At 70.4% G+C, this 415-nt stretch carries 1 protein-coding gene; it reads right to left on the reverse strand.

The features are described 5' to 3' along the window. Positions 1 to 146 precede the first annotated feature (146 nt). Positions 147 to 415: hypothetical protein (locus FVP33_RS18975; protein ID WP_222706796.1), on the reverse strand; the 269-nt coding region annotated here is incomplete at its 5' end.

The following is a 415-nucleotide window of genomic DNA, read 5'->3' on the forward strand; positions in this document are numbered from 1 at the left end:
CTCGTACAAGCGCGACAAGGCAATCATCCCGGCCGCCCCGCGCCCCACCCCGTTCGAGTACGAGCTGTACTACAGCGTGTAGTCGTTCGGCGTAGACACGGGCCGCATCCCCTCGGGGGTGCGGCCCTTTGTCGTCCGCCCAGTGGTCAGGCTCCGACGAGCGTGCCCCAGTTGCGAAGCACGAGAGAGGCCGGGTAGGCCAGGAACCGCGCGGGTGACGTGCCCGGACCGGTGAGCGTCCAGCCGGCCCAAGCGCCACGCGTGGGCGTCCCCGGGACGCCACGGAGTCGTACATCAGGGTCGTGGCCGGCCAGGGCCCGGCGGACCACATCGCGAAGGCCAAGTCCCTGCCAGATGCCGGGAGTCACTTCCGGAACCGGTCTAGCCGGTGGTGGGTTCTGGGCGCGCCTCAACG

Origin of the sequence: Lacisediminihabitans profunda (assembly GCF_008040105.1) — a bacterium.
In the GTDB taxonomy this organism is placed as follows: domain Bacteria; phylum Actinomycetota; class Actinomycetes; order Actinomycetales; family Microbacteriaceae; genus Lacisediminihabitans; species Lacisediminihabitans profunda.